The following is a 25,522-nucleotide window of genomic DNA, read 5'->3' on the forward strand; positions in this document are numbered from 1 at the left end:
GTCACTTGGCGGGCGTGTCGCCCTCGGAGGGGCCACTGGCGGCGGGTGCGTCGCGGCGGATGCGCGTGAGCTTGCGGGGGGCGGGTGCGGCGGCGGGTGCCGGGGCGGCGCCTTCGGCAGCTTCATCCGCGAAGTCGACCACGGTGCTGCGGGCGTACAGGTCGACCGAGGCGTCGGCGGCATTCGACTTGGTCGAGGCGGACACGGCGCGCACGCGGTCGCTGGCGCGCAGCTTGTCGTCCACGTTGGCAAACTTCGAATACTTGGCGAGCAGCGGCACCAGCTGGCCGTAGATGCGCGGGGCGCCGGCCAGGCATTCGCGCTGTTCGAGGAACTCGGGCTCGCCCGTGAAGTTGCCGATCAGGCCGCCGGCCTCGGTCACCAGCAGCGAACCCGCGGCCACGTCCCAGGGATTCAGGCCGGTCTCGAAGAAGGCGTCGGTGAAGCCGGCCGCCACGTAGGCGAGGTCGAGTGCGGCGGCGCCGGGGCGGCGCAGGCCGGCCGCGCGGGGCATCATGTCCGCCATGATGGCCAGGTACTGCTTGAAGTTGTCGCCGGTGCGGAACGGGAAGCCGGTGGAGATCAGGCACTCGTTGAGGCGGGTGCGCTTGGAGACGCGGATGCGGCGCTCGTTCATGTAGGCGCCGCGGCCCTTGGTGGCGGTGAACAGGTCGTTGCGGGTGGGGTCGTACACCACGGCCTGCTCGATCTTGCCGCGCACCGACAGCGCGATGGACACGCAGTACACCGGGAAGCCGTGGATGAAATTGGTGGTGCCGTCGAGCGGATCGATGATCCAGACGTAGTCGGAGTCCTTGGCGCCGTGTTCGGTGCCCGATTCTTCGGCCAGGATGCCGTGCCCCGGGTACGCGCCAAGCAGCGTCTCGATGATCGCTTTTTCGCTGGCGTGATCGACTTCGGTGACGAAGTCGTTGACCTGCTTCTGGGAGATGCGAACGGCCTCGACGTCGAGGGCGGCGCGGTTGATGATCGCGCCGGCGGCGCGTGCGGCCTTGACGGCCACGTTGAGCATGGGATGCAGGTTGGGGGACGACATTGGATTGTGGGAAGAACGGTGGGGAGGCCCCCGGAGGCGGCCCGGCGATGCGGGCAGCGAGAATCGGGGGATTTTACCGGCTCCGCCGTTTCGTGTCTCCAAATCCGCCATGCGCACCCGTTTCATCCTGATCCAGACCAGCCACGCCGGCAACGTGGGCGCCGCCGCCCGCGCCATGAAAACCATGGGTTTTTCCGACCTCGTACTGGTGGCGCCGCGCTGGGCCAACGTGCTGCGGCGCGAGGAAACCATCCAGCGCGCGAGCGGCGCGCTCGACGTGCTGACCAACGCCCGCATCGTAGAAACGCTGGACGAAGCCCTCGACGGCGTCACCCACCTGTGCGCCACGGCCATGATCCCGCGCGACTTCGGCCCGCCCACGCGCACGCCCCGGGAGCACCTGGAACCCCTGGCCAAACAGGGCGACCAGCACGTGGCCTTCCTGTTCGGCTCCGAGCGATTCGGCATGCGCAACGAGGACGTCTACCGCTGCAACGTGGCCCTGAGCATCCCGACCGATCCGAAGTTCGGCTCGCTCAACCTGGGCGCGGCGATCCAGGTGGTGGCCTACGAGTGGCGGCTCGCGCTCGGTGGCTACGAGGTGCGCGAAGCCATCAACCCCGTGCAGGCGGCCGATGCGCAGGCGGTGGCCGGCATGCTCGACCACTGGGAGCGCTCGCTCGTGGAGATCGGTTTCCTCGATCCCGAAGCGCCCAAGAAGCTGATGCCGCGGCTGCAGCAGCTTTTCAACCGCGCTCAGCCTACGCCGGAGGAAATCCACATCCTGCGTGGCATCGCCAAGGCCATGGCCGACGCCGCCAAGGCACCCAAGGCCGGCAAAAGCTCCTGAATAAAAAACCCCTTCGGCCCTACGCGAAGACCCCCGGCCTTAGACTGCTTCGCCCCTATCGATATAACGACAACAGACAGAAGGCAGCGATGTTCACTCGACTGCGCGCCGACATCCGGTGCATCCTCGAACGCGACCCGGCCGCCCGCAGCGCCTGGGAAGTGATCACGGTCTACCCCGGCTTCCATGCCGTGGTGCTGCATCGCTGGGCGCACGCCTGTTGGACGCATGGCTTCAAGTGGCCCGCGCGCTTCATCGCGCACTGGGCGCGATGGCTCACCGGCATCGAGATCCATCCGGCCGCCAAGCTCGGCGAGCGCGTGTTCTTCGACCACGCCATGGGCGTGGTGGTCGGCGAGACGGCCGAGATCGGCGACGGCTGCACCATCTACCAGGGCGTGACGCTGGGCGGCACCTCGCTCTACAAGGGCGCCAAGCGGCACCCGACGCTGGGGCGTGATGTGGTGGTGAGCGCGGGGGCCAAGGTGCTGGGCGGTTTCGTCGTGGGCGATGGCGCCAAGATCGGCAGCAACGCGGTGGTCATCAAGCCGGTGCCGGCGGGGGCGACCGCGGTGGGCATTCCCGCACGCATCATTCCGTCGAAGACCGGCGAAAGCGCCGATGTGGCCGCGCCGCAGAAGTTCTCCGCCTACGGCATCACGCAGGAAGACGACCCGCTGAGCCAGGCGCTGCGCGGGCTGATCGACAGCGCATCGAGCCAGGAGCACCAGATCGCGCTGCTGTGGCAGGCCATCGAGAAGCTGTCGGCGCAGCCGGGCACCAAGGATTGCGTGCCGGGCGATGCGGCGCGCGACGAGAACTTCGAGGCGGACAAGCTCACGCAGCTGGTGGGCAAGTAAGAAGAAGCCCGATCAGCCGCCCCGCTTGGCCGGCGCGTGCAGCGCCCCGTGCACATGGCCTGCGTGCTGGCCGAAGGTCTCGGGAGCGAGGGAGGCGGTGTCCAGTTCCTGCAGGATGCCGCAGGCGTTGGCCGATTCGGGGCCGCAGCATTGTTGGCGCAGCGCCTTCAGTTGCTTCTCCAGCATCTTGAGTTCGGCGATGCGCGTGGCCACGTGGCCGATGTGGTCGTCCAGCAACTGGTTGACCTCGCCGCAGTCGTCCTGTGGCGCGTCGCGGAATTTCAGCAGGCTGCGGATCTCGTCGAGCGTCATGTCGAGCGAGCGGCAGCGGCGGATGAAGCCCAGGCGCTGGGCATGGTCTTCGTCGTAGATGCGGTAGTTGCCATCGGTGCGCGCGGGCTCGGGCAGCAGTTGCTCGCGCTCGTAGTACCGGATGGTTTCGACCGGCGTGTTCGCGACCTTGGCCAGTTCCCCGATTTTCATGATGCGGCAAATGAACGAGTGGGAATGAGCGTTTGACTCTACACCTGCTTCAGGGTTTCCAATCGATGCCATGACGAATCAGAACGCCCTGAAGCCGGTGACGCCGGCCCTTCATCCGCACGATCACGATCATGGTCACGACCACGCGCCCGGGCATGCGCATTCCCCTGCCGCAACATCCTGCTGCGGCGATCCGGTCTGCGGCTCGTCGCCCGCCATCGACGCGGCCGATATTCCCAAGGGCGCCTTGCTCTTTCGCATTCCCACGATGGATTGCGCCGTCGAGGAATCCGAGATCCGCCGTGCGCTCGAGCCGGTCGCGGGGGTCAAGGGCCTGCGCTTCCGGCTTGGCGAACGCACCATGGCCATCACCACCGACGACGGCGTGCTGCCCCAGGCGCTCGCCGCGATCCGCAAGGCCGGCTTCAAGCCCGAGCCGCTGAACGCAGAGGGTGCCGCGGCAGCCGCGCCCGCGAAGATCGCCGGCATGAGCATCGGGCTTGCACGCCTGGTGGCTGCACTGCTGCTGGCCATCGCGGCCGAATCGATCTCCTTCATGGGGTTCGAGAGCAAGGGCTTCATGGCGGCCGAGATGGTGCTGGCGCTGGGCGCGATCGGCCTCGCCGGTCTCGACACCTACAAGAAGGGCTTTGCCGCATTGGTGCGCGGGCGCCTGAACATCAACGCGCTGATGGCCGTGGCCGTCACCGGTGCTTTCATCATCGGCCAGTGGCCCGAAGCCGCGATGGTGATGGCGCTCTATGCCATCGCGGAACTGATCGAAGCGCGCGCCGTGGACCGCGCGCGCAATGCCATCCAGAGCCTGCTGGCGCTCGCGCCCGAGCAGGCCGAGGTGAAGCAGGCCGACGGCAGCTGGCGCACCGTGATGGCCAGCGAGGTGGTGCTGGATGCCATTGCGCGCATCCGCCCCGGCGAGCGCGTGCCGCTGGACGGTGTCGTCACCGAAGGCACCAGCGCCATCGACCAGGCGCCGGTCACGGGCGAGAGCATTCCGGTCGACAAGACCGTCGGCGACCCGGTGTTCGCGGGCACCATCAACCAGACCGCCGGGCTGGAGTTCCGCGTGACGGCGGTGGCGGCCAACACCACCTTGGCGCGCATCATCCACGCGGTCGAGGAGGCGCAGGGTTCGCGCGCGCCGACGCAGCGCTTCGTCGACAGGTTCGCCGCCATCTATACGCCCACCGTCTTTGTGCTGGCGCTGGCCGTGGCTGTGCTCACGCCGCTGTTCATGGACTGGACGTGGCTGCAGGCCATCTACAAGGCGCTGGTGCTGCTGGTCATCGCCTGCCCGTGCGCGCTGGTGATCTCGACGCCCGTCACCGTGGTGAGCGCGCTGGCCGCGGCCGCGCGGCGCGGCATTCTCATCAAGGGCGGCACGTACCTCGAAGAGGCGCGCAGGCTCAAGGCGGTTGCGCTCGACAAGACCGGCACCGTCACCGAAGGCAAGCCGAAGCTGGTCGATTCGGTGCTGGTCGACACCTCGGGCAACGAGGCCACGGTGTTCACCATAGCTGCCAGCATCGCGGGCCGTTCGGACCACCCGGTGTCGAAGGCCATCGCCGAAGGCCTCAAGGGGCCGCAAGGCGAAGTCGGCGACTTCGCCGCGCTGCCCGGCCGCGGCGTGCAGGCCACGCACGCGGGGCAGGCCTACGTGCTCGGCAACCACCGCCTGATCGAGGAGCGAGGCCTGTGCACGCCGTCGCTCGAAGCCGAACTGAAGCGCCATGAAGAGGCGGGCCGCACCGTCACGCTGCTGGCATCGGACAAGGCCGTGCTCGCGCTGTTCGCCGTGGCCGACACCATCAAGGAATCGTCGCAGGCCGCGGTGGCGGAACTGCGTGCGCTCGGCGTCGTGCCCGTGATGCTCACCGGCGACAACGCCGCCACCGCGAAGGCCATCGGCGCCCACGCCGGCATCGACGACGTGCGCGGCAACCTGCTGCCCGAGGAGAAGCTCGACGCCGTCAAGGCCATGCAGCAGCGCTACGGCGCCGCCGCGATGACCGGCGACGGCATCAACGACGCCCCCGCGCTCGCGCAGGCCGACATCGGCTTCGCGATGGGCGGGGCCGGCACCGACACCGCGATGGAGGCGGCCGACGTGGTCATCATGAACGACGACCTGCGCCGCATCCCCGAGACCATCCGCCTGTCGCGCCGGGCGCATTCGGTACTGTGGCAGAACATCACGCTGGCGCTGGGCATCAAGGCCGTGTTCTTCGTGCTCGCGGTGTTCGGCAGCGCGACCATGTGGATGGCGGTGTTTGCCGACATGGGGGCGAGCCTGCTGGTGGTGGCGAACGGGCTGCGTCTGATGCGCGCGCAAAGGTAGAGTAGAAGCCACGGCTTCACTTCACCAGCGTGCAGCCCACGCCTCCAGCGGCACCCGCGCCGCATTGCACACATAGCTCACGGAGTGATACCAACCCGCGAGCATCATCAGCTCGATCAGCTGCGCATGGCTCCAGTGCGCGCCCAGGGCCTCCCACAGTGCATCGTCCACATTGCTCGTGTCGTGCAACTGATCGACGATCGACACCAGAAGCCGGTCGCGCGGCGCGAGCAATGAAAGATCGCCATCGGCCGATGCCATCACGCGCCGGTCGGTTTCGCTGAAGCCGGCCGCGTCGGCGAAACCGGCCCAGTGCACGCCCCATTCGTATTCGGCACCGCAGCGGACACAGACCCGCAGGATGACGATCTCGCGTTCGCGCAGGCCGATGGCCGCCTTGCGGCCCAGCAGGTAGCGGCCCAGGTCGAGCGTGCGTTCGGCCAGCGCAGGGTTCACGGCCATCACGCGGAACAGGGCGAGGATTTCGGGCGCCTGCGGCGGCGTCATGCGCTGGAGCAGTTCGCCGATGGGCTCGGGATAGGGCGCTTCGAGCGGGGGAATCCTCGGCGTGGGGTTTGCGGCTGTGTCGGCCATGGACGGTTCCTTCAATGCAATGATGGAAATCGCTACGAAAAGCGTAGCGATTCGCTGCAGTCTATCGCTACGAAATGCGTAGCGCAAGCGCGTACACTCGCCGAACGACCGATCAACCGAAGGACCCGGCATGGAAGACGCACAACCCACGGCATCGCGCCGGCCCATCATGCGGCTGCTGGAGCAGCTCGGCCGCAAGGGCACGCTGCGCATCCTGTGGGAGCTGCGCGACGGGCTGCCGCAGAGCTTCAGGGCGTTGCGCACCAGCACGGACGACATGTCGCCCTCGGTGCTGAACGACCGGCTCAAGGAGCTGCGCGCTGTCGGCGTGGTCGAGCTTGCCGATGCAGGCTATGCGCTCACCGAGTCGGGCGGCGAACTCGTCAAGCGCCTCGCGCCGCTGAACCAATGGGCCAACCGCTGGCTCGACGACACGGCTTCGAACTAACATCCGCCGCATTGCCTTCCGTACTCCCGTCCCCCGATGTCTGTCACTTCGCTCCTGCTGCAACTCATCGTCATCCTGATCACCGCGCGCCTGTGCGGATGGATTCTTCGCCACGTGGGCCAGCCGGGCGTCGTCGGCGAGATGGCGGCGGGGCTGATGCTCGGGCCGGTCGTGATGGGGGCGCTGTTTCCCTCGCTGCATGCGCAGCTGTTCTCCAAGGAGTCGCTGCAGGGGCTTTCGTCGCTGTCGACGCTGGGGCTGGTGCTGTTCATGTTTGTGGTCGGCCTGGAGCTGCGGGCGTCGCAGGGCGTGCGTGAGCAGCTTCGCTCGGCGGGCTACGTGGGCGTGCTGAGCGTGGCCGTGCCGATGGCGCTGGGCCTGGCGATCGCGCCGGCGCTGCATCCGGCGCTCGCGCCGGCCGGGGTCGCGTTCTGGCCGTTCGCGCTGTTCATCGCGGCGGCGCTGTCGATCACCGCCTTTCCCGTGATGGCGCGCATCCTGAAAGACCGCGGCATGACGCGCACGCCCTTCGGCCAGCTGTCGCTGGGTGCCGCGGCCGTGGTCGACGTGTTCGCCTGGATCCTGTTGGCCGTCGTGGTCGCGCTGGTCGGCGCGGGCGAGGGCTACCGGGGCCTGCTCAAGACCACGCTGGGCATGGCGGTGGTGCTGCTGGCGCTGTTCTTCGGGCTCAAGCCGGCCTTCGCGCGGCTGCTGCGCGCCAAGGCGCCCGAGGGCGAGCCTTCGACCACGGTGATGGCGGCGCTGATGATCGGCCTGCTGGCGACGGCGCTGGTCACCGAGTGGCTGCACCTGCATGCGGTGTTCGGCGCCTTCCTGTTCGGCGCCTGCCTGCCGCGCGACGACCGGCTGCTGAAGTCGCTCACCGAGCGCATCGAGCCGATTTCCATCGTCGTGCTGATGCCGCTGTTCTTCGCGCTGGCGGGACTGGGCACCACGGCCAATGCCTTCTCGGGCGCGAGCCTTGGCGCAATGCTGCTGATCGTGGGCGTGGCCACCGTGGGCAAGATCGCAGGCGGCGCGGCCGGCGCACGCATGGCGGGCTATGGCTGGCGCGACAGCCTCGCCACGGGCTCGCTGATGAATGCGCGCGGTCTGATGGAACTCATCGTGATGAAGATCGGCCTCGATGCAGGGCTCATCGGCCCCGAGCTGTTCACGATGCTGCTGGTGATGGCGCTCGTGACCACGGCAATGACGGGGCCGCTGATCAACCTGTTCATCGGCCGCAAGGCAGCAGTCGCGTCGGACGGCGCTCGCGCCAAGTCCTGACGGCGGCTCAGCCGTCGCGGCGCACTGTGAAGCCGATGCGCGTCTCGCCGCCCTGGCTCGCCGCGAACACGCGCCCGCCGTGCATGCGCGCGATGGCTTCCACGATGGACAGGCCCAGGCCGTGGTGCCGAGGCGAGCCGTCGCGGGCCGGTGCCGCGCGATAGAAGCGCTCGAACAGGCGAGGCAACGCGGCGGGGTCGATCGGCTCGCCCCGATTGACCACCGCCAAGGTGACCTCGCTGTGGTTCTTCTCGCTCCCGATCTCGATGCGGATCGTCGAGGCAGGCGCCGCGAAACGGATCGCATTGCCCAGCAGGTTGAAGAGGGCGCGCCGGACCAGCGCGGCGTCCACGTCGGCCACGGCGTCGCCCTTCACCTCGGCGCGCAGGCCGGCTTCTTCCAGCATGGCGTCGTAGAAGTCGATCACGTCGCCCGCCTGCGCCGCCAGGCTGGCCGCCGCCCGTGTGCGCATCGGCGTGCCGCTTTCGGCCTGCGAGAGAAACAGCATGTCGGTGACGATGCCCGAGAGCCGCCCGATCTCTTCGAGGTTGGACGCGAGCACGGCCTGCAGCTCCTCGTTGCCGCGCGGACGCGTGAGCGCGAGTTCGGTGGCGCCGATCAGGTTGGCCAGCGGCGTGCGCAGCTCGTGCGCCACATCGGCGTTGAATGATTCGAGCTGCACATAGGCGCGCTGCACCCGCAGCAGCAGCGCGTTGAACTGGGTGATCCAGGGGCGCAGCTCTTCGGCGAAGTCCATCGCATCGATGGGGCGGTTGGCCTTGTCGGGCGCCATTGCAGCGGTGCGCTCGGCCAGCGCCTTGAGCGGGCGCAGGCCGCGCCGCACCAGCCACATGCCCGTGACGAGACCAGCGCCGTGCCCAGCACGACGGCGCCCAGCAGTGTCCATCCGAGTCGCTCCAGCAGGCGGTCTTCCTGCGCCGTGTTCACGCCGAGCTGAACCTGCAACTGCGTCGTCAGGCCACTCTGCTGCCAGGGCACCAAGAGGTTGCGCCGCATCCAGCGGCTGCCGGCTGTGGGACTGGACTGGAAAAGCTGCTTGCCCGCATGCGAGATCGACAGGCTCACGTCGTCCTGCATCGAGAAGAAGTCGTCGAGCTTGTGCCGCAGGAAGACGAGGTCGCCGCCTTTGTCGGCCTCCTTGAGCAGGTGCTCCACCAGCACTGCCTTCTGGTTGAGCTCCTCTTCCTGTTTCTGCCCGAAGCTCCAGGCCGTGACGAGGTAGATGGCGAAGCAGATCACGCTGAGCCCGAACAGGGTCTGCGCGGCGAACCAGAGCGACAACCGGCTCTGGAGTGAGTGCGGCCGGGCGGTCAAGACCAGGAGCGGTCTTCGAGGACGTAGCCCATGCCGCGCACGGTGTGCAGCAGCTTCACCTCGAACGGATCGTCGAGCTTGCTGCGCAGGCGCCGAATGGCCACTTCCACCACGTTGGTGTCGCTGTCGAAGTTCATGTCCCACACCTGCTCGGCGAGCGTGGTGCGCGACAGGATCTGGCCGCGCCGGCGCAGCAGCACCAGCAGCAGCGTGAACTCCTTGGCCGTGAGGTCGAGCCGCGTGCGGTTGCGCGTGCACTTGCGGCTGACGAGATCGACCTCCAGGTCGGCCAGCCGCAGCACGGTGGATTCCTGCTGCTTGCCGCGGCGCATCAGCGCCTGCACGCGCGCCAGCAGTTCGGAGAAGGAGAAGGGCTTGACGAGGTAGTCGTCCGCGCCCTGCTGCAGCCCCTGCACGCGGTCCTCGACCTTGTCGCGCGCCGTCAGCACCAGCACGGGCACGTTCTTCGTGCGGCGGATGGCCTGCAGCACGGCAAAGCCGTCGATGCCGGGCAGCATCACGTCGAGCAGGACGAGGGCGTAGTCGCCCTCGGTGGCGAGGTACCTCCCCTCGATGCCGTCGCGAGCGATATCCACGACGTAGCCGTTCTCCTCGAGCCCCTTTTTCAGGTAGTCGCCCAGTTTGGGTTCGTCTTCTATGACAAGGATCCGCATTCACGCATGGTATCGAAGCGCTTTTGATACGGGGATTACGATTTGGTAATCCTATTGACGGACGAAGCCTTCACCCGGTGTCATACATTGCGCCGGGCCCGCGGGCCGCAAGGCCTTTGCCCGAGCCTGCCGCGCGCCGCCGATATACTTTTTGCTCCCATGCGCCGCTGGTTTCTCATCTTCCTGCTCGTCCTGTTGCCGTTCCAGTTCAGCTGGGCGTCGGCATCGGCGTACTGCCAGCATGAGCGCGATACGCAGCCCGAGCACTGGGGCCATCACGAAAGCGAAACCCGCGGCACCGACCGCAGCCACAGCGGGGAGGGCGCGCAGAAGAACTCCAGCACCCAGCCGAATGCCGTGGTCGGCGACTGCGCGGTCTGCCATTCCGGCAGCGTGCAGCATGCAGAAGCTTCGGCTGAGCCGGCGAAGGCCGCGGCGCGCGTGGCCCCGGCCCTGCGCGCGACGTCCGCCGAGCGCTTCGCCTCGCACATCTCCGACGTTCCAGTCCGTCCCGACTGGTCTCTCGCCCTTTGATTCGGCGAGAGAACACCCCCTTTTCTGATTTCCACCATCAGCTGAGCTCTCGCCGAATTCGTCCGTCCGTTGTTTCGCAACCCAGGAGAATTCGATGCGCACGCTCTTCGTGCCGCTGGCCGCGTTGGCCATGGCGGCGCCCCCGGCTTTTTCACAGGTCACACCGACCGCTGCCGGCTCCCCGTATTCACAGCCATCCGGCGCGGCGGCCCGCACGCTGGAGCCCTCAGGCCCGCTGACGCTGGGCAACGCCGTCGCGATGGCGTTGCAGGCCAACCCCGGCCTGTCCGCGGCATCCCGCGAGCAGGACGCCACCGAGGCCGCCATCGTCCAGGCCGGCGCCTGGCCCAACCCCACGCTCGATGCGCAGGTGGAAGACCTGCGCCGCGACAACCGCACCACCACGCTGCAGCTGAGCCAGCCGCTCGAACTGGGCGGCAAGCGCGCTGCCCGCGTGACGGCGGCCGAGCGCGCGAGAGACCAGGCCGTCTCTGCGCTGGCCGGCCGCCGCGCGGAGATCCGCGCGGCGACGGTCACCGCCTTCTTCGACGTGCTGACCTCGCAGGAGCGCCTGCGGCTCGCGCAGGATTCCGCCGGACTCGCGCAGACGGCCACCCGCGCGGCGGCCAACCGCGTGGCAGCTGGCAAGGTCTCGCCGCTGGAAGAAACCAGGGCGCGCGTGGCCGAGGCCGGCATCCGCGTCGAGCTGCAGCAGGCGGAGGGCGCGCTGCGCTCGGCGCGCCGGCAGCTGGCCGCGCTGTGGGGCAATCCGAGCCCGCGCTTCACGCAGGTGGAAGGCGCGGTCGACCAACTGCCGGCGATGGTGCCGGCGCAGGAAGTGGAAAGCCGCCTGGGTGCCGCGCCCGCGGTGCGGCAGGCGCGGCTCGAAGTCGAGCGGCGCAAGGCGCTGTCCGAACTGGAGCGGGCCAGGCGCATTCCCGACCTGACTGTGTCGCTCGGTGCCAAGCGCGTGCCGTCCTCCGAGGGCGAGACCGGTGGCAGCCGCCGCAACCAGGTGGTCGTGGGCCTGTCGGTTCCGTTGCCGATCTTCGACACCAACCGCGGCAACGTCGCCGAGGCCCTGAGCCGCGAAGAGAAGGCCCGCGACGACCTCGCCGCCGCCGAGTTGCAGCTGGGCGCAGACGTTATGCAGGCTTCGGAGCGGCTGCGCTCCGCGCGCGCCACCGCGCAGACGCTGCAACGCGATGCGCTGCCTGGCGCCGAAGCCGCCTACAAGGCCGCGACCAAGGGCTTCGAGCTCGGCAAGTTCAGCTTTCTTGAAGCGCTCGATGCGCAGCGCACGCTGTTCCAGGTGCGTGCGCAGTACCTGCTCGCACTGGCCGACGCGCACCGCGCGGCCGGCGACCTCGACCGGCTGCTCGGCAACGAAGCCAGCGACTTCTCTCCCGCGACGGCGCCCATTGCGCGCTGACAAGCAAGGAATTCCAAAGATCATGAACACCGAAGAACGCAAACCTTTCGCTGAAAGAAGCGGCGGCAGGAAGCAGTGGATCGCCATCGCGGTCGTCGTGGTGCTGGGCCTTGGCGCTGGCGCGATGATTCTGCGCACCGCACCCGCCAAGCCCGAAGCGGCAGGCCATTCGGAGGCCACGGGGCACGGCGACGGCGAGCATCACGAAGAAGAAGGCCAAGAAGGCCACAAGGAAGCCGGGGCGCAGGGCAAGGACCACGATCACAGCCATGGCGAAGCCTCGGGCCATATCGACAAGGAGCACCACGAAGAGGGCAAGCTGGAAGCCAGCCACGAGCCCGCCGGCCACAAGGAAGACGAAGAGAAGATCGTCTTCACGGACGAGCAGATCAAGGCGGCCGACGTGAGCATAGAGAGCACCGGCCCCGCGCGCATCAAGACGTCGCTGCAGCTGCCCGGCGAGATCAAGTTCAACGAGGACCGCACGGCCCACGTGGTGCCGCGCGTGGCGGGCGTGGTCGACAGCGTGCCGGCCAACCTGGGGCAGGAAGTGAAGCGTGGCCAGGTGCTCGCGGTGCTGTCGAGCCCGGGTCTTTCGGAGCAGCGCAGCGAATTGCAGTCGGCGCAGCGCCGGCTGCAGCTGGCCCGCACCACCTACGAGCGCGAGAAGAAGCTATGGGAAGAAAAGATCTCCGCGCAGCAGGACTACCTGCAAGCCCAGCAGGCGATGCAGGAGGCGCAGATCGCAGTGGCCAACGCCAACCAGAAGCTGCTGGCGCTCGGCGCCACGCCCGGCTCGTCGGCGCTGGGCCGATACGAGCTGCGCGCGCCCTTCGACGGCATGGTGGTCGAGAAGCACATCTCGCTCGGCGAGTCGGTGGGAGAAGCCGTCAACGTTTTCACCATCTCCGACCTGTCGACCGTGTGGGCCGAGATCAGCGTGGCCGCCAACAACCTGAACCTCGTGCGCATCGGCGAGCGTGTGACCATCCGCTCGACCTCGTTCGACCAGACGGCCAGTGGCACGGTGTCGTACGTGGGCTCGCTGATCGGCGCGCAGACGCGCACCGCCACCGCGCGCGTCACGCTCACCAACCCGCAGCGCATCTGGCGCTCGGGCCTGTTCGTGAACGTCGAGCTCGTGGCCTCCGAGATGGATGCGCCCGTGACCGTCTCGGCCGAGGCGGTGCAGACGGTGGAGGACAAGCCGACCGTGTTCCTCAGGGTGCCCGGCGGCTTCGTGCCGCAGCACGTGCAGACCGGGCGCAGCGACGGCAAGCGTATCGAGATCGTGAGCGGACTGGAGCCCGGCGCGGCCCATGCCGCCAGCGGCAGCTTCGTCGTGAAGTCGCAGCAGGGCAAGAGCTCGGCCACGCACACCCACTGAGGACGCCTGCATGTTCGAACGCATCATTCGCTTTTCCATCGAACAGCGCTGGCTGATCCTGCTCGCCGTGCTCGGCATGGCCGCACTCGGCATCTTCAGCTACCAGAAGCTGCCCATCGACGCGGTGCCCGACATCACCAACGTGCAGGTGCAGATCAACACTGCCGCACCCGGCTATTCGCCGCTTGAGGCCGAGCAGCGCGTGACCTACCCGATCGAGACGGTGATGGCCGGACTGCCGGGCTTGCAGCAGACCCGTTCGCTGTCGCGCTACGGCCTGTCGCAGGTGACGGTGATCTTCAAGGACGGCATCGACATCTACTTCGCGCGGCAGCTCGTCAACGAGCGCATCCAGTCTGCGCGGGAAAGCATGCCGAGCGGCATTTCGCCGGTGATAGGGCCGATCTCGACCGGCCTCGGCGAGATCTACCTCTGGACCGTCGAGGCGCAGGAGGGGGCGAAGAAGGCCGACGGCAAGCCGTACTCGCCCACCGACTTGCGCGAGATCCAGGACTGGATCATCAAGCCGCAGTTGCGCAACGTGGCGGGCGTGACCGAGATCAACTCCATCGGCGGTTACGCCAAGGAGTTCCAGATCGCGCCCGACCCCGCCAAGCTGCTGGCCCACGGCCTCACGATGACCGACCTGGTCACCGCGCTGGAGCGCAACAACGCCAACGTGGGCGCGGGCTACATCGAGAAGCGCGGCGAGCAGTACCTCATTCGCGCGCCGGGGCAGGTGAAGTCGGTGGAAGACATCGGCAACGTGATCCTCGGCAACGCGGGCGGCATTCCGCTGCGCGTGCAGGACGTGGCCGAGGTCGGCATCGGCAAGGAACTGCGCACCGGCGCGGCCACCGACAACGGCCGCGAAGTGGTGCTCGGAACCGTGTTCATGCTGATCGGCGAGAACAGCCGCACCGTGTCGCAGGCTGTCGACAAGAAAATGCGGGAGATCAACCGCACGCTGCCCGCTGGCGTGAAGGCCGTGACGGTGTACGACCGCACGGTGCTGGTCGACAAGGCCATCACTACGGTGAAGAAGAACCTGTTCGAGGGCGCGGTGCTGGTCATCGCGATCCTGTTCCTGTTCCTCGGCAACATCCGCGCGGCGCTGATCACTGCGCTGGTGATTCCGCTGTCGATGCTCTTCACCTTCACCGGCATGGTGAACCAGAAGGTCAGCGCCAACCTCATGAGCCTGGGCGCGCTGGACTTCGGCATCATCATCGACGGCGCGGTGGTGATCGTGGAGAACTGCGTGCGAAGGCTGGCCCATGCGCAGTCACACAAGGGGCGGCCGCTGACGCGCAGCGAGCGCTTCCACGAAGTGTTCGCGGCCTCGCAGGAGGCGCGCCGGCCGCTGCTGTTCGGCCAGCTGATCATCATGATCGTGTACCTGCCGATCTTTGCGCTCACGGGCGTCGAGGGCAAGCTGTTCCACCCGATGGCCTTCACCGTGGTGATTGCCCTGCTGGGCGCGATGATCCTGTCGATCACCTTCATCCCCGCGGCCGTGGCGCTGTTCATCGGCAGCAAGGTCAGCGAGAAGGAGAACCGCCTGATGGTGTGGGCCAAGCGCGGCTACGAGCCGCTGCTCGCGCGCGTCATGTCGGCCAAGCCGCTGGTCATTACCCTGGCCGCGGTGGCGGTGGTGCTGTCGGGTCTGCTGGCGACGCGCCTGGGCACGGAGTTCGTGCCGAGCCTGAGCGAGGGAGATTTCGCGATCCAGGCGCTTCGCATCCCGGGCACGAGCCTCACGCAGTCGGTCGAGATGCAGAAGCAGCTCGAACGCACGCTGAAGGCGAGGTTTCCGGAGATCGAGCGCGTGTTCGCGCGCACGGGCACGGCCGAGATTGCATCGGACCCGATGCCACCGAACATCTCCGACGGCTACATCATGCTCAAGCCCGAGAGCGAGTGGCCCAAGCCGAAGCGCACGCGCGACGAGCTCCTTGCCGCCGTGCAGGAAGAAGTGGAGAAACTGCCGGGCAACAACTACGAGTTTTCGCAGCCGATCCAGCTGCGCTTCAACGAACTGATCTCGGGCGTGCGCAGCGACGTGGCCGTGAAGATCTTCGGCGACGACATGGACGTGCTGAACAAGGCCGCGGCCGAGGTATCGGGCGTGCTGGGCAAGATCGCCGGCGCGGCCGAGGTGAAGGTCGAGCAGACCACCGGCCTGCCGATGCTCACCGTGAACATCGACCGCAACAAGACCGCGCGCTACGGCCTCAACGTGGGCGACGTGCAGGACGCGATCTCGGCGGCGGTCGGCGGGCGCGAGGCGGGCAGGCTGTTCGACGGCGACCGGCGCTTCGACATCATCGTGCGACTGCCCGAGGAACTTCGCACCGACCTGGAAGCCATCAAGCGCCTGCCCGTGGCGCTGCCCAAGGGCGCGGGCGCCGAGGGCCTGCGCACCAGCTTCATCCCGCTGGGCGAGGTGGCAACGCTGGACATCGCGCCCGGCCCCAACCAGGTGAGCCGAGAGGACGGCAAGCGCCGAATCGTGGTCAGCGCCAACGTGCGCGGCCGCGACCTCGGCTCCTTCGTGGCCGAGGCCGAGGAGGCGATGGGCAAGGTGAAGATCCCCGCCGGCTACTGGACCGTGTGGGGCGGCCAGTACGAGAACCTCGCCTCGGCCACCGAACGGCTGCAGGTAGTGGTGCCGGTGTCGCTGCTGCTGGTGTTCACGCTGCTGTTCGCGATGTTCGGCAACCTCAAGGACGGCCTGCTGGTGTTCACCGGCATCCCCTTCGCGCTCACGGGCGGCATCGTGGCACTGTGGATGCGCGGCATTCCGCTGTCGATCTCGGCGGCGGTGGGCTTCATTGCGCTGTCGGGCGTGGCGGTGCTCAACGGGCTGGTGATGATCTCGTTCATCCGCAACCTTCGCGAAGGCGGCCTGCCGCTGGACGCCGCGATCCGCGAAGGCGCGCTCACGCGGCTGCGGCCGGTGCTGATGACGGCGCTGGTCGCTTCGCTGGGTTTCGTGCCGATGGCCATCGCCACCGGTACCGGTGCCGAGGTGCAGCGGCCGCTGGCGACGGTGGTGATCGGCGGTATTCTTTCGTCGACCGCGCTGACGCTGCTGGTGCTGCCGCTGCTCTACCGCATCGCGCATCGGCGGGAGGAGGAAGGCGAGCGCGAGGCCTGGCGCCTCAGCGCCTGATGGCGGATTTCGGCCTGAACGCCTTGCAGACCGAATCGTCCGTCTCGAGGTACGGCCCGCCGATCAGGTCGATGCAATAAGGCACCGCTGCAAAGATGCCGGGTACGACCTGCACGCCTTCTGTGTCCTTGAGCCCTTCGAGCGTCTCCGCAATCGACTTCGGCTGCCCCGGCAGGTTGATGATCAGGCTCTTGCCACGGATTACCGCCACCTGCCGCGACAGGATCGCCGTCGGCACAAAGCGCAGGCTGATCTGGCGCATCTGTTCGCCGAAGCCGGGCATTTCCTTGTGGGCCACGGCCAGCGTGGCCTCTGGGGTCACGTCGCGCAGGGCGGGGCCGGTGCCGCCGGTGGTCAGCACCAGCGAGCAGCCGGCGTCGACCAGTTCGATCAGCGTCGCGCTGATGCGGTCGGCCTCGTCGGGGATCAGTCGGGGCTCGAATTCGATGGGGTTCTTCAGTGCCCGGCCGAGCCACTCCTTCAGCGCAGGCAGGCCCTTGTCTTCGTAGGTGCCGCTGGAGGCGCGGTCGCTGACCGAGACGATGCCGATGCGAACAGAGTCCGGTGCGCTCATGGTGTTGCTCCTTCCCGGGAGGGGAGGGAGAAAGACAAGGGGCTCATGCGTCGTCTTCCCGGTCTTGTGCGGCGGCGGCCGCCGCATGGTYCGCGCCTCCGTGCACTGCCAGTTGCGCGCGCACGAGCTGAAAGATTTCGCGATAGGCCTTGCCCTGGCGCGGCGCTTCGCCGGCCGGGCCGGACTTCATGTCCTTGCGGGCCTGGCGCACCAGCGCGCGCAGCTGTTGCGAGTCGGTGGCGGGATGGGTTTCGATCCAGCCGCCCAGGGCGTCGTCGTCGGCAATCAGCCGGTCGCGCCACCGTTCGGCCTCGTGCAGGGCGGCGGTTTCGGCGGCCGGCACGCTGTTCTGTTCGCTCAGGGCGAGCTTCACTGCCTCGAGCACTTCGGGCTCCAGCTTGCGCATGAGCTTGCCGATGAACTGCATCTGGCGGCGCTTGCCCTCGAAATTGGTGATGCGCTTGGCCTCGGCGATGGCGTCGACCAGTTTCTCGTCGAGCTGGAGTGCGTCGAACAGGCCGGCGCGCAGTGTGAGCAGCTCGGTGCCGAGCTTCTGCAGTTCGTCGCTTTCGCGCTTGAGATCGGTGCGGCTGGCTTCGTCGGAGCCCTTGAGCTCGCGCTTGAGCTCAAGGTCGAGTTCGCTGCCTTCGGCTACGAACTGGCCACGGACGAAATAGCCTTTTTTGGGTTTGCGGGACATGAGGTGGATTCTGGGCCGCACCGTGCGGCGTTGCAACGCGTGCAATGCGCAGTGGGAAGCTGGGGGGAAAACGGGAAATGGGGGGCGCAAGTATCATAGCCACCACATGACGACATCCTCCTCGCGCGCCGATTCCGGCTTCGCCTACAGCCGCTCCTTCTTCGAAAACCTGGTCGACTCGGCCTTGGCCCATGCCAAGAAGCTCGGCGCCACCGACGCCGGGGCCGAGGCCTCCGAGGGCTGCGGCCTGAGCGTCTCGGTACGCAAGGGCGAGCTGGAAAACGTCGAGCGCAACCGCGACAAGTCGCTGGGCATCACGGTCTACGTGGGCCACCGCCGCGGCAACGCCAGCACCTCCGACTTCTCCGACGCCGCCATCAAGCAGACCGTGCAGGCGGCCTACGACATCGCCCGCTTCACGGCCGAAGACCCCGTCAGCGGCCTGCCGGACGAAGAGGACATCGCCAAGGTGCACCCCGAACTCGACCTGTTCCATCCCTGGGACGTGACGAGCGAGCAAGCCGCCAGGCTGGCGCTGGAATGCGAAGAGGCGGCCCTGACGACCGACAAGCGCATCACCAACAGCGAAGGCGCGGGCGTCTCGGCGCAGCAGAGCCACTTCTTCAGCGCCCACACGCACGGCTTTCGCGGCGGCTATGCCAGCTCGCGGCACTCGATCTCGGTGGCGCCCATCGCCGGCAAGGGCGACGACATGCAGCGCGATGCCTGGTACAGCTCCATGCGCTCGGCCGGCGAACTGGCCAGCCCGCAGGCCGTGGGCCGCTACGCCGCCGAACGGGCGCTGAGCCGCCTGAAGTCGCGCAAGATCAAGACCACCGAATGCCCGGTGCTGTTCGAGTCGCCGCTGGCCGTGGGCTTGCTGGGCGGGCTGGTGCAGGCCGTGAGCGGCGGTGCGCTGTACCGCAAGAGCAGCTTCCTGCTCGACTCGCTGGGAAAGCCAGTGCTGCCCAAGCACGTCGATGTGGCCGAAGACCCGCACCTCATTCGCGGCAAGGGCAGTTCGCCCTTTGACGACGAAGGCGTGACCACGCGGGCGCGCAAGGTGGTCGATGCCGGCCGCCTCGAAGGCTACTTTCTCTCGACCTACTCGGCCCGCAAGCTGGGTATGAAGACCACCGGCAACGCCGGCGGTTCGCACAACCTGACGCTGAGCTCGCGCCTCACCAAGCACGGCGACGACCTCGACGCCATGCTCGCCAAGCTCGGCACCGGCCTGTTCGTGATCGAGCTGATGGGCCAGGGCGTGAACTACGTGACCGGCGACTACTCGCGCGGCGCCAGTGGCTTCTGGGTTGAGAAGGGCCGCATCGCCTTCCCGGTGCAGGAGATCACCATCGCCGGCAACCTGAAGGACATGCTCATGGGCATCGAGGCCATCGGGGCCGATGCCTACACCTTCGGCGCCAAGACCACGGGGTCGGTCCTGGTGAACCGCATGAAGATCGCGGGCAGCTGAGCCCCTGGGCGGGCGCCCGCCCACCGGTCACTTCTTTGCAGTTTCTGCGGGCGGTGCGATCAGGTGCTCGAGCATGCGCCGCGCATTGAGCGGCAGGTCTTCCGACGAACGCACGCAAGCCATCAGCGTGCGTTCCGCCCAGGTGTCGGAGAGCGAGGCGCGCGCAATCTTCATCGAACGCGCGCAGCGTTCGGCCGCGGTCTGCGGCACGATGCCGACGCCGATGCCGTACTCCACCATGCGGCACACGGCCTCGAAGTTGCGCACGCGCACCCGGTAGGCCAGGTGCTTGCCGAGCGCGCGCACATGCTGGGTGATCAGCTGCTGCAGCGCACTGTTCGCAGGCAGGCCCACGAATTCGCTGTCGACCACGTCGGCCAGCCGCAGGCGCCGGCGTCCGGCCAGCGCGTGGCCGCGGGGCATCACGAGCACGAGGTCGTCGCGGCGAAAGGGGTGGCATTCCAGGCCTTCGCTGTCGATGGCGTCCGAGACGATGCCGATGTCGCACAGGCCGCCGCGTAGCGCTTCCACAGTGTCCGGACTGGCGCGCTCCTCGAGGTCGACCGAAATGCGCGGATGCTCGGCGAGAAAGCGGCTCAGCACCTCGGGAAGGTGCTCGGTCAGCGCCGAGGTGCCGCACATGAAGCGCACGTGGCCCTTGAGGCCCTGGCCGTATTCGCCGAGCTCGCCGCGCAGGCGTTCCATCTGCTGCAGAACGACGCGCGCATGGTGCAGCAGCGTGCGGCCGGCTTCGGTGGCGCGCACGCCCTGCGCGTGGCGCGTGAGCAGCGGGCTGCCGAGGGCGTCTTCCATGCCGCGCACGCGCTGGCTCGCGGAGGCCAGCGTCATGTGCGAACGCCCGGCGCCGCTGGTGAGGCTGCCGGCTTCGACCACGTTGAGAAAAAGCCGAAGGTCGGTGAGATCGAATCGCATGGTTCGGCGGAGTGTGCATCAAGAGCCTCAGTCCCAGCCTGAGGCCGGCTCTGCGAACACCGCATTTCCCGGTGCGGCATTGCCCGGCAGACTCGGCCGCGATGATGCATTCGAACGACTTGACGGGCTTCTGGGTTGCCGCAGCGGCCGTGTTCCTGCTGGCCGGGGTGATCAAGGGCGTGATCGGGCTGGGGCTGCCCACGGTGTCGATGGCGCTGCTCGCGCTGTGGATGCCGCCAGTGCAGGCGGCGGCACTGCTGATCGTGCCCTCGCTGGTCACCAACGTCTGGCAGACCGGGCCGCGCGCGAGCTTCCTGCTGGTGCTCGAGCGCATCGGCGGCATGCAGGCGGGGATCGTCGTCGGCACGCTGGGCGGCGCGTTGTGGCTGGGCGTGCCGTCGGGGGCATGGGCGACGGTGGCGCTCGGCGTGGCGCTGGTGCTCTATGCGGGCTGGGGGCTGACGGGGCGGCAGCTGCACGTGGCCGAGGGGCAGGCGCGCTGGCTGGGGCCTGTGGCGGGCATCGCCACGGGGCTGGTGACGGCCGTGACCGGTGTGTTCGTGGTGCCGGCCGTGCCGTACCTGCAGGCGCTGGGGTTCCAGCGCGACTCGCTGATCCAGGCGATGGGGATTTCGTTCACCACCTCGACCGTGGTGCTGGCCTTGGGGCTGGCCGGAAATGGGAGCTATCCGGCGTCTGCGGTGGGCGGGTCGATCGCGATGCTGGTGCCGGCCATCGGCGGCATGGTGCTCGGGACTTGGCTGCGGCGGCGGCTTTCGGTGGCCGTGTTCCGGCGCTGCTTCCTGGTCGGGCTGGCGCTGCTGGGCGTGTACATGGCCACGCGCGCCGCGGGCTGAAAAGGCTCAGGCCGCGAGCAGCAGGGCCGTGCGCACGCGCTCGATGGTCTGGCGGTAGGGCAGGGCGAAGTCGTCGATGGCATCGCCGGGTTCGAGCCAGCTGAACAGGAAGATGAGGCCTTCTTCTTCGGGACTGCCGGTGGCGGTGTGCATGAAGGTCTCGGGCAGCCCGCCCTCGGCGCGCATCAGGAACAGGTGCCACAGCTGCGGATGGCGGTGCGTGTTGCCCTCGACGCCGGCTTCGCATTCGCGGTCGAGCGTGCCGAGCGACTGCAGCGGGCCGGCGTAGTCGATGCCCGATTCTTCGAGCAGCTCGCGGCACACCGCGATCTCGGGCGACTCGCCGGGCTCGATGGTGCCCTTGGGGAGCTGCATGTTGCCATCCTCGGGATGGCGAAACACCAGCAGCCGGCCCTGCGCGTCGACCAGGCAGGCACAGGCCTTGAGGATCGGGGCGCGGGGGCTGCCGGTGCTCATCAGGCGCCTGTCAGGGCCGCTTTGACGGCAGCGCTGACCTGGCCCATGTCGGCCTTGCCGGCGAGGCGGGTCTTGACCACGCCCATCACCTTGCCCATGTCGCCGGGGCCGCTGGCGCCCAGTTCGGCCACGATGGCCTTCACTGCGGCCACCGTTTCATCGGCGCTCATGCGCTGGGGCAGGTAGACCTCGAGCACCTTGATCTCGGCAGCTTCCTTGTCGGCCAGGTCGATGCGGCCGCCGGTGGTGAAGGCGGCGATCGAGTCCTTGCGCTGCTTGACCATCTTGTCGACGATGGCGACGACCATGGCGTCGTCGAGCTCCACGCGCTCGTCGACTTCCTTCTGCTTCAAGGCTGCAAGCAGCAGGCGGATGGTGGCGAGGCGCTCGGAGTCCTTGGCGCGCATCGCCGTCTTCATGTCTTCGGTGATCTGTTCTTTGAGAGTCATTCGGCAACCTTTGGCAAAAACAAAAGCCGCGGCAGGTTTCCCTGGCGCGGCTGAGGCAACTGGGCGACGGCGCCGACTTTCGTCGAGGCCTGCCGCCCGGGGGCGTTGCTTAGTACAGCTTCTTGGGCAGCTGCATGCTGCGCACGCGCTTGTAGTGGCGCTTGACCGCGGCGGCCTTCTTGCGCTTGCGCTCGGCGGTCGGCTTTTCGTAGAACTCGCGGGCGCGCAGGTCGGTCAGCAGGCCGAGCTTTTCGATGGTGCGCTTGAAACGGCGCAGTGCGACGTCGAAGGGCTCGTTTTCTTTAACGCGGATGGTGGTCATTGATGAATCGTTGAACTGAAGTTGGCTCGGGGAGATCGAGGCCCAAAGCCGGGGTTCCTCAACTGAAATCTTTGGTGGCCGTTGAGGGGAGGCCAGAAGTTAGCCCGAGATTATAGCGCGCTTGCGCAGGCATGCGCGCTCGCCCAGGCCCATTGGAAGTTGTATCCGCCCAACCAACCCGTCACATCGACCACTTCGCCGATGAAATACAGGCCCGGCTGCTTCGATTCCATGGTCTGGGACGACAGGTCGCGGGTGTCGACACCGCCGGCCGTCACCTCGGCCTTCTTGTAGCCTTCGGTGCCGCTGGGCGTGATCTGCCAGCGGGCGATGCGCTCCGACAGGGCGGCCAGCGCCTTGTCGGCGGCCTCGTTGACGGGGCGCTGCAGGGCCGGGTCCTGGCCGACCCAGGCGTCGGCCAGCCGGGAGGGCACCAGCGTGGCCAGTTCGTTGGCGATGCGCTTCTTCGAGCGCAGCTTGGCTTCGCCGAGCGCCTCGGCCACGTTCGTGCCCGGCGCGAAATCGAGCGTCAGCGGGGTGCCGGGCTTCCAGTAGCTCGAAATCTGCAGCACGGCCGGGCCCGACAGGCCTCGGTGGGTGAACAGCAGGTCTTCGAGGAATGCCGTCTTCTCTTTCCTGGCACCGGTCTCGATGCGCACCGGCAGCGCGAGCCCGGCCAGTTCGGCATACGGCGCCCAGGCCTCGCCGCCGAAGGTCAGCGGCACCAGCGCCGGCCGGGGCGCGACGAGGCGCAGGCCGAACTGCTCGGCGATGCGGTAGCCGAAGTCGCTGGCGCCGATCTGGGGAATCGACAGGCCGCCGGTGGCAACCACGATCTTCGGCGTCTCGATGGCACCGCGGCTGCTCTCGATTCGATAGCTGCCAGAGCCCGTCAGCGTGATGTTTCCGGCCTTGCACGGCTGCCAGCGCTCGACTCCGCCCGCCGCGCATTCCGCCAGCAGCATGTCGACGATCTGCTGTGAGGAGCCGTCGCAGAACAGCTGCCCCTTGTGCTTCTCGTGGAAGGCGATGCCATGCCTCTCTACCAGTTCGATGAACTGCTGCGGCGCGTAGCGCGACAGCGCCGAGCGGCAGAAATTGGGGTTGTCGCCGATGAAGTGGCGCTGCGGCGCGCGCACATCGAGATCACGGTTGGTGAAGTTGGCACGGCCGCCGCCCGAGATGCGGATCTTCTCGCCCACCTTCTCGCTGTGGTCCACCACCAGCACCTTGAGCCCGCGCTGGCCTGCGATGCCGGCGCAGAACAGCCCGGCGGCCCCGGCGCCGATCACGACGACGTCGAAGCGGGAAGACGCGGGCGCGCTCAAGGGCCGTCTGCCGCGAGCAGCGGCGGCGGGTTGTATTTCAGGTGGCCCACATAACGCAGCGGCTGCGTGGCGGCGATGGAGGGCACGTCGCCTTCGCGCATGTGCAGCAGGTCGGCCGGGCTCACCCAGCGCGGATCGGCGCTGGTGATCGGCAGGCCGGCCTGCCGGTAGGCCTCGAGCACGAACTGCGAGCAGAAGAACTGGTCGTCGCGGCTCGCGCCCAACTGAACCATCGCCATGCCGCTCATGCAGTAGTGGCTGACTGCGCCCGGCATCAGCGGCAGCTCGCACAGGCGTCGGTTCAGCACGAAAGGCGCGTTCAGCAGCACGCCCACGGTGTTGTAGCGCGCGCCGACCTGCGACAGCGCCCATTCGCGCATGCGCCCGGCGCCGGCTTCGTCCACGCCCGGCACGCGGAAGGCCACCACCATCTGCTCTTCATCGACCACCTCGGCCAGCGGCCGTGCGCGCACGCCGGTGCCCACGGCTTCGGCGATCTGGCCGTCGCCGAGGTAGAGCACCGCATGGCTCACTGGCGAGAAGGTGCCCAGCCGGATGCCGAAGGAGTTCAACGTGGCGATGGAGGTCAGCAGGATGTCGCCCGGCGCCAGCGCGTCGGCGGCGATGAGCTCGCCGCCGTTGCCCGGTGCGATGACCGAGCTCTGCACCCGCACGCGCAGGCCGGCGTCCTTGGTCGGCAGGTCGACGCGGGTGGCGCAGGCCGTGAGCAGCAAGGCGGCGCCCGCGGCAGCGAGGGCCGCGAAAGTCCGGAAGCGGGAGTGCATCAGCCTTTCCAGACGAACGGGAACTTCAGCTGCTTGAAGAAGCCGTTGGGCACGTAGTCGCCCAGCACGCCATATTTCTCGGGCCAGAGCTTGGTGCTCTTCACCGCGGTGCCGAAGAGGTAGTCGAGGAAGGCGTAGTGCGCCGCATAGTTCTTGTCGAGCGCCTCGATGTCCTGGCTGTGGTGCCAGTGGTGGAAGTTGGGCGTCACGATCAGGTAGCGCAGCGGGCCGAGCCGTACGCTCACGTTGCAGTGGTTGAACACCGCCTGGAAGCCCACCACCACGATGTAGGCGTCGATCACTTCCTTGCTGAAGCCCAGCACGTAGATGGGCGCGAGCACCAGCGTGCGCGTGATCAGCAGTTCGAGGATGTGCTGGCGCGAGCCCGCCATCCAGTCCATGCTCTTCACGCTGTGGTGCACCGCGTGCAGGCGCCACAGCACCGGCACTTCGTGGTACGCGCGGTGCGTCCAGTACTGCACGAGGTCGGCCACCAGGATGATCAGCAGGATGCCGGCCCAGAACGGCAGGTTGCCCACCCAGCCGCGGATGCCGTCGTTGGCGGCCCAGCCGAAGAACTTGTGCACCATCAGGTTGGTGGCCAGCAACACGAAGCCCACGATCATGTGGTTCACCACGAAGTGGTGGAAGTCGGTCTGCCACTCCTCGCGGAACACGGGTTGGTCTTTGCGCAGCGCAAAGAGCTTCTCGATGAAGATGAAGATCAGCGACGAGCCCAGCAGGTCGAGGATGAACCAGTCCAGCCCGATGTACGGCGTGTTGTCCGCGAAGTCGTGCACCGGCACCTTGTGCCCGCCCAGCAGCGCCGAGGCCACTACCAGCAGGAACGCGGCCGACGACAGCCAGCGCGAGCGGTTGAAGATGATGTTGACCAGCGACAGCCCGCCCGAGATCACCATGGCCGCCAGCAGGATGAAGCGCATCACGTCGACGTTGTAGCTCTTGCGCAGCTCGGGCGTGGTGAGGTACTGCGGAAAGTGGAAGGCCAGCACACCGAGGAAGCACAGAATGCCGAGGCTCAGTGCGATGGTTCCAGTGACCAGGCCTCGGCCGCGGCGCAATTCGCCGTGGCTTTCCGTGAATTCATTGAGTTTCTCGAGCATTTCCGCCTCTTTCTTGCTTGC

At 67.8% G+C, this 25,522-nt stretch carries 24 protein-coding genes and 1 pseudogene; 11 read left to right on the forward strand and 14 right to left on the reverse strand.

Annotated features, from left to right (window positions below; genetic code table 11):
* Position 1: 1 nt before the first annotated feature.
* Entirely contained in the window at positions 2-1,057 is a 1,056-nt protein-coding gene (locus tag AC1DFC_RS03030; RefSeq protein WP_007833728.1) for an inositol monophosphatase family protein, read from the reverse strand.
* Positions 1,058-1,166: 109 nt separating this feature from the next.
* On the opposite strand from AC1DFC_RS03030, the gene AC1DFC_RS03035 reads away from it, so the two are divergent.
* Both AC1DFC_RS03035 and cysE read left to right on the forward strand, forming a co-directional pair.
* Complete coding sequence (locus tag AC1DFC_RS03035) at positions 1,167-1,907, forward strand: RNA methyltransferase (RefSeq protein ID WP_007833727.1); 741 nt, start codon at positions 1,167-1,169, stop codon at positions 1,905-1,907.
* Between the two features lie 89 nt (positions 1,908-1,996).
* Positions 1,997-2,767, forward strand: a complete 771-nt coding sequence (gene cysE / locus AC1DFC_RS03040) for a serine O-acetyltransferase (protein WP_007833726.1) — start codon at positions 1,997-1,999, stop codon at positions 2,765-2,767.
* A gap of 12 nt (positions 2,768-2,779) precedes the next feature.
* Here cysE and cadR read toward each other — a convergent pair whose 3' ends face one another.
* The gene (cadR, locus tag AC1DFC_RS03045) at positions 2,780-3,250 is read right to left on the reverse strand and encodes a Cd(II)/Pb(II)-responsive transcriptional regulator (protein WP_007833725.1); all 471 of its coding nucleotides are present in this window, start codon (positions 3,248-3,250) and stop codon (positions 2,780-2,782) included.
* A 70-nt stretch (positions 3,251-3,320) separates the two neighbouring features.
* Here cadR and AC1DFC_RS03050 point away from each other — a divergent pair, with 70 nt between their 5' ends.
* Complete coding sequence (locus tag AC1DFC_RS03050) at positions 3,321-5,606, forward strand: heavy metal translocating P-type ATPase (protein WP_478178652.1); 2,286 nt, start codon at positions 3,321-3,323, stop codon at positions 5,604-5,606.
* A 21-nt stretch (positions 5,607-5,627) separates the two neighbouring features.
* Here the strand turns inward: AC1DFC_RS03050 and AC1DFC_RS03055 are convergent, their stop codons facing one another.
* Positions 5,628-6,200 carry a carboxymuconolactone decarboxylase family protein gene (locus AC1DFC_RS03055; protein WP_478178653.1) on the reverse strand — a complete coding sequence of 191 codons (573 nt, stop codon included), beginning with the start codon at positions 6,198-6,200 and terminating at the stop codon, positions 5,628-5,630.
* A gap of 130 nt (positions 6,201-6,330) precedes the next feature.
* On the opposite strand from AC1DFC_RS03055, the gene AC1DFC_RS03060 reads away from it, so the two are divergent.
* On the forward strand, positions 6,331-6,648 hold the full coding sequence (locus tag AC1DFC_RS03060) for a winged helix-turn-helix transcriptional regulator (protein WP_007833720.1): 318 nt from the start codon (positions 6,331-6,333) through the stop codon (positions 6,646-6,648).
* A 36-nt stretch (positions 6,649-6,684) separates the two neighbouring features.
* Complete coding sequence (locus AC1DFC_RS03065; protein ID WP_413331821.1) at positions 6,685-7,938, forward strand: cation:proton antiporter; 1,254 nt, start codon at positions 6,685-6,687, stop codon at positions 7,936-7,938.
* Positions 7,939-7,945: 7 nt separating this feature from the next.
* On the opposite strand, the pseudogene AC1DFC_RS03070 reads toward AC1DFC_RS03065, so the two are convergent.
* Positions 7,946-9,273 (reverse strand): annotated as a pseudogene (locus AC1DFC_RS03070) (heavy metal sensor histidine kinase).
* Positions 9,270-9,947: a heavy metal response regulator transcription factor gene (locus AC1DFC_RS03075; protein WP_413331823.1), complete on the reverse strand. Its 678-nt coding sequence runs from the start codon at positions 9,945-9,947 to the stop codon at positions 9,270-9,272. Before AC1DFC_RS03075 ends, AC1DFC_RS03070 begins: the two are co-directional and overlap by 4 nt.
* A gap of 159 nt (positions 9,948-10,106) precedes the next feature.
* Between AC1DFC_RS03075 and czcI the strand changes: the two genes are divergently transcribed.
* The 4 genes from czcI (at position 10,107) to AC1DFC_RS03095 (ending at position 16,475) form a co-directional block, all read left to right on the forward strand.
* Positions 10,107-10,481, forward strand: coding sequence for a cation efflux protein, CzcI family (gene czcI, locus AC1DFC_RS03080; protein ID WP_413331824.1), 375 nt, complete (start codon positions 10,107-10,109; stop codon positions 10,479-10,481).
* A gap of 94 nt (positions 10,482-10,575) precedes the next feature.
* Complete coding sequence (locus tag AC1DFC_RS03085; RefSeq protein WP_478178654.1) at positions 10,576-11,913, forward strand: TolC family protein; 1,338 nt, start codon at positions 10,576-10,578, stop codon at positions 11,911-11,913.
* A 22-nt stretch (positions 11,914-11,935) separates the two neighbouring features.
* Positions 11,936-13,300, forward strand: a complete 1,365-nt coding sequence (locus tag AC1DFC_RS03090; RefSeq protein ID WP_478178655.1) for an efflux RND transporter periplasmic adaptor subunit — start codon at positions 11,936-11,938, stop codon at positions 13,298-13,300.
* Between the two features lie 10 nt (positions 13,301-13,310).
* On the forward strand, positions 13,311-16,475 hold the full coding sequence (locus tag AC1DFC_RS03095; RefSeq protein ID WP_478178656.1) for a CusA/CzcA family heavy metal efflux RND transporter: 3,165 nt from the start codon (positions 13,311-13,313) through the stop codon (positions 16,473-16,475).
* Here AC1DFC_RS03095 and mog read toward each other — a convergent pair.
* Complete coding sequence (gene mog, locus AC1DFC_RS03100) at positions 16,465-17,049, reverse strand: molybdopterin adenylyltransferase (protein ID WP_413312582.1); 585 nt, start codon at positions 17,047-17,049, stop codon at positions 16,465-16,467. The two genes, AC1DFC_RS03095 and mog, sit on opposite strands and share 11 nt — an antisense overlap.
* Positions 17,050-17,092: 43 nt before the next feature.
* The gene (gene yjgA, locus AC1DFC_RS03105; protein ID WP_478178657.1) at positions 17,093-17,749 is read right to left on the reverse strand and encodes a ribosome biogenesis factor YjgA; all 657 of its coding nucleotides are present in this window, start codon (positions 17,747-17,749) and stop codon (positions 17,093-17,095) included.
* Between the two features lie 106 nt (positions 17,750-17,855).
* Between yjgA and pmbA the strand changes: the two genes are divergently transcribed.
* On the forward strand, positions 17,856-19,226 hold the full coding sequence (gene pmbA / locus AC1DFC_RS03110) for a metalloprotease PmbA (RefSeq protein ID WP_007833703.1): 1,371 nt from the start codon (positions 17,856-17,858) through the stop codon (positions 19,224-19,226).
* Positions 19,227-19,253: 27 nt separating this feature from the next.
* Here pmbA and AC1DFC_RS03115 read toward each other — a convergent pair whose 3' ends face one another.
* Positions 19,254-20,159, reverse strand: coding sequence for a LysR family transcriptional regulator (locus AC1DFC_RS03115; RefSeq protein WP_007833695.1), 906 nt, complete (start codon positions 20,157-20,159; stop codon positions 19,254-19,256).
* 101 nt (positions 20,160-20,260) lie between these two features.
* On the opposite strand from AC1DFC_RS03115, the gene AC1DFC_RS03120 reads away from it, so the two are divergent.
* Positions 20,261-21,016, forward strand: a complete 756-nt coding sequence (locus AC1DFC_RS03120; protein WP_478178658.1) for a sulfite exporter TauE/SafE family protein — start codon at positions 20,261-20,263, stop codon at positions 21,014-21,016.
* Positions 21,017-21,022: 6 nt separating this feature from the next.
* On the opposite strand, the gene AC1DFC_RS03125 is transcribed toward AC1DFC_RS03120, so the two are convergent.
* From AC1DFC_RS03125 to AC1DFC_RS03150, 6 genes are all read right to left on the reverse strand, one after another.
* The gene (locus AC1DFC_RS03125; RefSeq protein ID WP_007833693.1) at positions 21,023-21,493 is read right to left on the reverse strand and encodes an NUDIX domain-containing protein; all 471 of its coding nucleotides are present in this window, start codon (positions 21,491-21,493) and stop codon (positions 21,023-21,025) included.
* Entirely contained in the window at positions 21,493-21,942 is a 450-nt protein-coding gene (locus AC1DFC_RS03130; protein WP_007833692.1) for a GatB/YqeY domain-containing protein, read from the reverse strand. Before AC1DFC_RS03130 ends, AC1DFC_RS03125 begins: the two co-directional genes overlap by 1 nt.
* Positions 21,943-22,051: 109 nt before the next feature.
* Positions 22,052-22,264, reverse strand: a complete 213-nt coding sequence (gene rpsU / locus AC1DFC_RS03135) for a 30S ribosomal protein S21 (protein ID WP_007833691.1) — start codon at positions 22,262-22,264, stop codon at positions 22,052-22,054.
* A 110-nt stretch (positions 22,265-22,374) separates the two neighbouring features.
* Positions 22,375-23,592, reverse strand: a complete 1,218-nt coding sequence (locus AC1DFC_RS03140; protein ID WP_478178659.1) for a BaiN/RdsA family NAD(P)/FAD-dependent oxidoreductase — start codon at positions 23,590-23,592, stop codon at positions 22,375-22,377.
* Positions 23,589-24,377 (reverse strand): YaeF family permuted papain-like enzyme, encoded by a 789-nt coding sequence (locus AC1DFC_RS03145; RefSeq protein WP_413312577.1) that lies wholly within the window; start codon positions 24,375-24,377, stop codon positions 23,589-23,591. The genes AC1DFC_RS03140 and AC1DFC_RS03145 overlap by 4 nt, the downstream gene beginning before the upstream one ends.
* A complete protein-coding gene (locus AC1DFC_RS03150) occupies positions 24,377-25,501 on the reverse strand; it encodes a sterol desaturase family protein (RefSeq protein WP_007833683.1) in 1,125 nt (374 codons plus the stop codon). The genes AC1DFC_RS03145 and AC1DFC_RS03150 overlap by 1 nt, the downstream gene beginning before the upstream one ends.
* Between the last annotated feature and the right edge of the window lie 21 nt (positions 25,502-25,522).

This window comes from Variovorax sp. 10L421, assembly GCF_056395365.1.